Raw genomic sequence first — 6,870 nt, forward strand, 5'->3', positions numbered from 1 at the left:
AGTTGAAGAAAAAGCTGAATTATTTAAGAGCTTGTTAAAACATCCCAAGATTAAGGAGATTAGAAACAAAGGGCTGATGATGGCAGTAGCTTTTGAATCATTTGATATATTGAAACCTATTATTGACCGTTGCATTGAGGATGGAGTAATTACAGATTGGTTTTTATATTGCGAAAATGCCATGAGAATAGCACCACCACTGACCATAAGTAATGAAGAAATTCATATTGCTTGTGAACGTATTCTAAAAGCCATAGATGAAGTTTAATTAATAACCATTAAACTAACACCCCTAGGTTTTTTCAGAAAAATTGAAGGTGTAAAAATTATTTTAAATTGACATTCTTGACATTGCATTTATGCTTAACTGATATAGATAAAGAATGTACCCCGTGCGAATGAACATAAAATTTAAATTTTCCTTATTTTGCACGGAAATTGATAATCTAGGAATAGAACAATAAATAAATTAACCAATTGTATTATGATGATCCGCCATTTTTTATTCACCTTATTTTTATTCATAAGCTTTTCCTTATCGGCCCAGGAACAATCCGGCCCCTCAACAGCAGAATTAGAGAATGGTACGATTGAGGAACAGTTTGAATATATTAAAAAGGTTTCCACTAACTACCAAGAGTATAAGGTCATTAAATTACGTTCACTGGAAAAACTAAGAACCAATATTCTGGACTCATTAAATGGGTATAAATCTACCATTCAGGAGTTAAAGACTACCCTGCAGGAAAACAAAACCCAAATAAATGACTTGAACCAAAAGCTAAGTACCACCAAAGCTGATTTTGACCGAGCTGTGGAAGAAAAAGACAGCTTTAGTATTTTTGGTATGTTATTACACAAGAATTTTTACAACAATTTGGTATGGGGAATAATTATTCTTCTGATTTTAATACTAATTGTTTCCTACTTCAGGTTTAAAAGAAGTCACCAAGTGACTGCTGAAACTCAACAAAGCTTAGAGGATCTTCGCGAAGAATTTGAATTACACAGAAGAAACACCCTGGAAAGAGAGAGAAAACTCAATCGTCAATTGGTGGATGCCCTAAACAAAAAAGATTCATGAAAACAATCGCCATAGACATGGATGGGGTTTTAGCAGATGTTTATACACAGTTTATTGACATGCATTTTGCAGAAACCGGAGAGCGCCTGAACCAAAAAGATATGATAGGTTTAACAGAAGGAGAGGCATTTCCGCACCTATTAAAACACGTATACACTAAAGGTTTTTTTGAAACAGCACCGCTGATTCCCGGTGCCAAACAGGTGGTTGAGGAGTTATCTAAGGTTTATAAGATTTTTATAGTTTCTGCTGCCACAGAATTCCCTTTAAGCTTAGGAGAGAAGCACTTATGGTTAAGTGAACACTTTCCTTTTATTACTTGGCAACAAATGGTCTTCTGTGGTTCCAAGGAAATAATCAATACCGACATCATGATAGATGATCACTTTAAAAACCTTGATTATTTTAAGGGAAAGACCTATTTATTTTCCCAGCCCCACAATGAAAATGCCGACCCGAAAAATCATGAAAGAGTTAAAAACTGGGAGGAATTGAAACAGATTTTGCTGTAAACCACAAATTTAATCGGCCCTTTGTAATTCCAATGTAGCGTTATTGGCCTATTCAAAGTTAATTTCAGCAATACCATCTGGATTTAAGGCATCTATCATTAGAATAGTTTCAAATAAAAAAATCCATTCATCCTAACCAAGAAGCGGTAAGGGGGAATGGATTTTCATTAGAGTAATGGGCTTCAGTTACCAAAACTATGACAGCTATGTTAATTTAACTGGCCCAATTAAAATGTTTTATATATAAATTAACACAAATGCTTAAGTTGCCAATTTCACATCTATGGCACTTAAACCTTTAGGTGTTTTTTCAGTTTCAAAGGTTACTTGGTCATTTTCTCTGACATCATCAACCAGTCCTTTCACATGGACAAATATACTATCCTGAGATTCTAGATCTTTAATAAATCCATAACCTTTGGATTCGTTGAAAAAGGTAACTTTTCCTTTTCTTCTTAGATCTTCAGGATCAATTGGAGCTTGTTTGGACACACTTACTTCAATGTCTTCAAGCTCAATTTTCTTTTTCTTAACGGTAGGATCCGGTGGGGTTGAAGTGATATTACCATCTTCGTCTACATAGGCTATCATGTCATCAAGATCTCCCCCTTTATTGGAATTAGATTTCCTGGCTTCTTTTTTTTCTTCCTTCTCTTTCTTCTTCCTTAATCTTTTTTTCTCTTTTTCTTTTTTGTTAAAAGTTTCTTTCGATTTTGCCATAAATTATTTTTTGTTCTTACGTTAGTTTTTTTGTCGGTTATTAGACCGATAATCCAGTAAACACCAATCAAGTCATCCTAATTTTATCATTATCGTTAGCACCTTCGGAGTGAAAAAATACGGGTCAATCCGGTACTTTCTATAAAATTAGCGGGTATTATTTCTCTGGGTAAGTACAAATTTGGCCAAAATAATGGATTATTCCTATTTCATACCATGAATATATTTTTAAAAGAAGGGCTAAACCCAACTTTAAGGTTATTTAACCTAAAAAATCGTTCCTTCCCTACTTCCTCTTAATAAGATCAGGGTTTCAGGAATATTAGAAATTAATAGGCTTTCAGCACTTGCTTGAATGAAACCGAATGGCCTACTATATGAATTACTTACAGACTTCTTTAAAAATTGAATATTTATTGTACTTTTTGGCTTTAAAAGGCATTAGTTTATAACTTTATTACCTGACAATTTATTAATTCAAAAAACCAATCGTAATCAAAATCATTATTCAATGAAAAAACACGTTTTATTGTTATTATTAATCGGACTGGTCTTCAGCCGATTTGTATCTGCTCAATCTCAACAAGGGGACCTTATCAGGATAATGGTTAGCCCATCATCAACCGATAAAATTTATGAAAAAGGGGATAACATATCATTTGATGTGGCCATTTACAAGTTCGGTCAGTTAGTCGAAGGGGCCGAAATCGAATATCAAATTGGGCCGGAAAAAATGGAGCCTGTATTAACCGGAACAGAAATATTAAAAAAGGGAACAACTACTTTAAAAGGAGGAAAACTTGATGTCCCTGGATTTGTAAGGTGTCAAGTAACCTATAGAGAAGATGGAGAAACCTATACCAATACAGGAACAGCCGGAATAGCACCTTTAGAAATTCAGCCTACCACCACCTTACCTGATGATTTTAAAGAATTTTGGGACAAGGGAAAAGCGGCTTTAAAAGATATACCTCTGGAGCCTGTATTGACCTTAATTCCAGAAAGATCTACCCACCACACCAATGTTTACCATGTATCCTTTAAAAATATTAGTGGGGAAATCTATGGCATCTTAACCAAGCCTAAGAAACCTGGAAAATATCCCGCAATCTTGCATGTTCCTGGTGCCGGAATCAGGCCCTACTATGGTGCCAATATCAATCAAAATGTTATCTCCCTTCAAATTGGAATCCATGGAATCCCGGTGAATTTATACAATTCATCATTGTATCAGGACTTAAGAGCAGGTGCATTGGCCAACTATAACCGCATCTTCTTGGATGATAAAGACAAATATTATTACAAGCGAGTATACCTTGGCTGTGTAAGAGCTGTGGATTTTATCTTTGCTCAGGAAGAGTTTGACGGAGAAAACATTGGGGTAATGGGTGGAAGCCAAGGAGGTGCTTTATCCATTATCACAGCCGGTTTGGATGAAAGAATTAAATATTTGGTAAGTTATTACCCTGCCCTTTCTGACCTCACGGGTTACCTTCATGGTAGAGCCGGTGGTTGGCCACATTTATTTAGAGATGAATGGAGCAATCAGCCGGACCGAATTGAAACATCTAAGTATTATGATGTGGTAAACTTTGCAAGATTTGTGAAAGTCCCCGGCTTTTATTCTTGGGGTTTCAATGACAATGTATGCCCTCCTACCTCTATGTATTCTGCCTACAATGTGGTTCCCGGAGATAAGGAATTATCGCTTTATCATGATGCCGCACACTGGCGTTATGCTGAACAAAGCAAAGAAGGTCACGAATGGTTGGTTAAAAAAATCGGAGCCAAATAAATAAGACACCTAATAAAACAGCTTGAAAACAAATGATTTTCAAGCTGTTTACATTTTTTCTTAGTAAAACAATACTTCGGTCAAAACTTAACCCTATTGCCAACTGGTTTCAATTCCCTGAGACCTAATAAAAGATTGAAACTCCTTTAATAAGGAGCTGTTTTCCCGAATGTTTTTGGGTTGCTCTTTTTTACTCATCGCAAAGGGCACCAGCATGCCTACTGCCTCCCCTATGCTCCACTCAACGGGGTGTAATCGGTAGCATCCATTGGTAATATGGGTGGTACCAATATTTTTATTAGCAGGCAACAAATTTTCTGTTTCTTGAGGAATCAAAGCCCCTAAAGGTATTTGAAATGGCAATGAACCAAAATCAATGTAATTATCACCTCCACAGCTGGGGTGTAAATCGATATGGTAATAACCTATTCCTACGCTATCATGAAATGCCGCAGCTTTTAAATTCTTCCCCTCCAAACCGGAAACTTGTGCGCGCTGGGCTGCCCCCACATGTTCTTCTAGTACCGTGAACAAACTCTTTATTCTTCTCGATTCCCTTACATAGGGATATTTGGCCAAACCATCTTCAGTTCCCATCAGGTCATTCCTGAGCCTAAGACCCGGCCATCCTTTGCCCCCATCAGGACGTGGAGCTTCTGTTTGCAGCCAATAAAGCAAAGACAAGCTCTGCTGTTTTCCTGCATCAACATGTTTATTAAAGGTTTCTTCACTTACATCCACGATATTACCCGACACATAATCATTTTGTGGCCAGTTGACGAGCGTAGCATCTCCCTCATAAAAGCCCGGTTGATGATTTTTCTGCTCAATAATTTTCCTGTAAACCATCAAATTTAAACTGTTGCCTGTTTTCACACTTTCCGGATGGAAACCAAGTGCTTTCGGCTTCAAGTCTTTAGGACTGCTGTAATTAAGCTCCAGCATTTTTCCCGCCCAGGGAGGGTTCATTTGAGGTTCAAAATTTTTCCAAAACTCATAATCAGAAGGCTTTGGTATGGTCCAATCCTCCCCTTTAACATAGTCTATGGCAAAGCAGACAGTAAAGGCTTGGTTGTTCTCAGGTCGGTGGGTTACACCTGCATGAAATTCCCCTGTATCTCCCTTCGCTTCACTTCCGGTGATATAAGCCGTACCTGTGAGTGGAAGCAAGTCTCCCAATTCTGTAGCATCCACAAAATACTCACCTTCCAATAATGAGGTGTTTCCTGTAATTGTATTTTTAGCAATCAGCGATTGCACCCTCTTCCCATGGACTTTGGCAGTCTCTACCTTGTGCTGCTTAAGTATAATGAGTTTACGAGAACTTTCATAGGAAGCAAACATTTCTTGCAAGACAAGGTGGCCTACTTTAGGTTCAAAACAAAGTCGGGAGACGGACCCTCCCCCCGGATTGAGTCTTTTGTTTGAAGCAGCTTCGGGAGTTAAAGGGTAACACCTCTTGTAATAATCTCTGATTTTCTCTCTGAAAACCCTGTACAATTCGGGAGCTCCATGTGATTCAATCCATTGATGTTCATCCGGCGGTACCCCCTGTTGAGACAGCTGTCCTCCTAACCAATCTGTCTCTTCGGTCATTACCACAGTCAGGCCATTTCTCAGGGCTGCAAAAGCAGCTGAGCACCCCCCCAATCCTCCTCCTGCAATGATTAAATCTGCCTTAAATACTTTGCCACTTTCGTTTATTTGAACACTTTTCGCTCCTTGGTTGGCATGTGCCGGTAAACCTGAAAGTGTAGCCGTGGCAAGGGTACCTCCACCCATTACCACCTTGCCCATAAAGTTTCTTCTATTCATTGTCTCAATATTATATTTTGCTTAGAATTAATCCCAAATCCGGCCATTGTTTTCTTTTCCGGAATGCATTCACTTCCTAACCAATTGCCGGACTAAGGACTCACATTAACTATTGAATTTTTTCAAGGCTTTTCCAAACCTGATACAGCCCTCTTGGTACATGAAAACATCCTTTCCACTTTCCTCCTTTGAGGGGCAGCTGGATTTTACCATACCTGTCCAGGTAACCAAACCACTCGAGAGATTCAGGGTCTTTGAAATGATTCCAGGTATAATCATGTACCTTATAAAACCATTGAAGACAATCATTATTGCCTGTGATAGCATAAGCTTTTGATAAAAACACCAAGGTTTCCAAATGGACCCACCACAATTTTTGGTTCCACTCTAACTTCTCCGAGGGATGTCCCAAAATATCTAAAAAATAGTAAATCCCTCCATACGCTTTGTCCCAGCCATACTCCAAGGTTTTCAAGCCTGTTGCTATGGCTTTTTGACACAAATCTTCATCCTTATACTTTTGGCTTAGGTCTAGCATAAACCACATGGCCTCTATGGCATGACCGGGACTTGTTAACCTTCCCTCATGGGAATTAGAAAAACTTCCATCCAAGTTCACATTTTCCAAAATCAAGCCGGATTCCTCCTGATAAAAAACATCCATCACTTCATGGATTACTGTAGGCACCAATTCTTCAACCTTTTCCTTATCTAGCAACGACTCCATTTCAAGCGTTAAATTGCTCAGTATCATAGGCAGGGCAAAACTTTTTAAATCCCTTGTTCCGGGAAATGTTTTGTTGTAAATCCCTTTTGGATTGTCTTTTCTCTTTAGAATGTTCTCAAAAGTACGCACTGCAATGGAAGCGTAGGCTTCATTTGGGGCCACCTTGTTTAGCGCAGCAAAAGCCATGGCTGCAAAGCAATCGGAAAATATATTATAT

Annotated in this window: 7 protein-coding genes; 4 read left to right on the forward strand and 3 right to left on the reverse strand. The window is 38.3% G+C overall.

Features of this window, described 5'->3' with window-relative positions; genetic code table 11:
* From AAC037_RS16660 to AAC037_RS16670, 3 genes are all read left to right on the forward strand, one after another.
* Nucleotides 1-268 (forward strand): aminotransferase class III-fold pyridoxal phosphate-dependent enzyme (locus tag AAC037_RS16660; RefSeq protein ID WP_339904133.1); only part of this gene is annotated, 268 nt, incomplete at its 5' end.
* A 216-nt stretch (nucleotides 269-484) separates the two neighbouring features.
* The gene (locus AAC037_RS16665; protein ID WP_339904135.1) at nucleotides 485-1,084 is read left to right on the forward strand and encodes a hypothetical protein; all 600 of its coding nucleotides are present in this window, start codon (nucleotides 485-487) and stop codon (nucleotides 1,082-1,084) included.
* The gene (locus AAC037_RS16670) at nucleotides 1,081-1,596 is read left to right on the forward strand and encodes a 5'(3')-deoxyribonucleotidase (protein ID WP_339904136.1); all 516 of its coding nucleotides are present in this window, start codon (nucleotides 1,081-1,083) and stop codon (nucleotides 1,594-1,596) included. The genes AAC037_RS16665 and AAC037_RS16670 overlap by 4 nt, the downstream gene beginning before the upstream one ends.
* Before the next feature lie 261 nt (nucleotides 1,597-1,857).
* Here the strand turns inward: AAC037_RS16670 and AAC037_RS16675 are convergent, their stop codons facing one another.
* Entirely contained in the window at nucleotides 1,858-2,316 is a 459-nt protein-coding gene (locus AAC037_RS16675) for a cold shock domain-containing protein (protein WP_014022859.1), read from the reverse strand.
* Nucleotides 2,317-2,827: 511 nt separating this feature from the next.
* Here AAC037_RS16675 and AAC037_RS16680 point away from each other — a divergent pair.
* Nucleotides 2,828-4,111 (forward strand): acetylxylan esterase, encoded by a 1,284-nt coding sequence (locus tag AAC037_RS16680; RefSeq protein WP_339904137.1) that lies wholly within the window; start codon nucleotides 2,828-2,830, stop codon nucleotides 4,109-4,111.
* A gap of 93 nt (nucleotides 4,112-4,204) precedes the next feature.
* Here AAC037_RS16680 and AAC037_RS16685 read toward each other — a convergent pair whose 3' ends face one another.
* Both AAC037_RS16685 and AAC037_RS16690 read right to left on the reverse strand, forming a co-directional pair.
* Nucleotides 4,205-5,926 carry an FAD-dependent oxidoreductase gene (locus AAC037_RS16685; RefSeq protein WP_339904139.1) on the reverse strand — a complete coding sequence of 574 codons (1,722 nt, stop codon included), beginning with the start codon at nucleotides 5,924-5,926 and terminating at the stop codon, nucleotides 4,205-4,207.
* A gap of 109 nt (nucleotides 5,927-6,035) precedes the next feature.
* On the reverse strand, nucleotides 6,036-6,870 hold an 835-nt coding region (locus AAC037_RS16690; protein ID WP_339904140.1), incomplete at its 5' end, for an AGE family epimerase/isomerase.

This window comes from uncultured Cyclobacterium sp., from assembly GCF_963976465.1.
Classification (GTDB): Bacteria; Bacteroidota; Bacteroidia; order Cytophagales; family Cyclobacteriaceae; genus Cyclobacterium.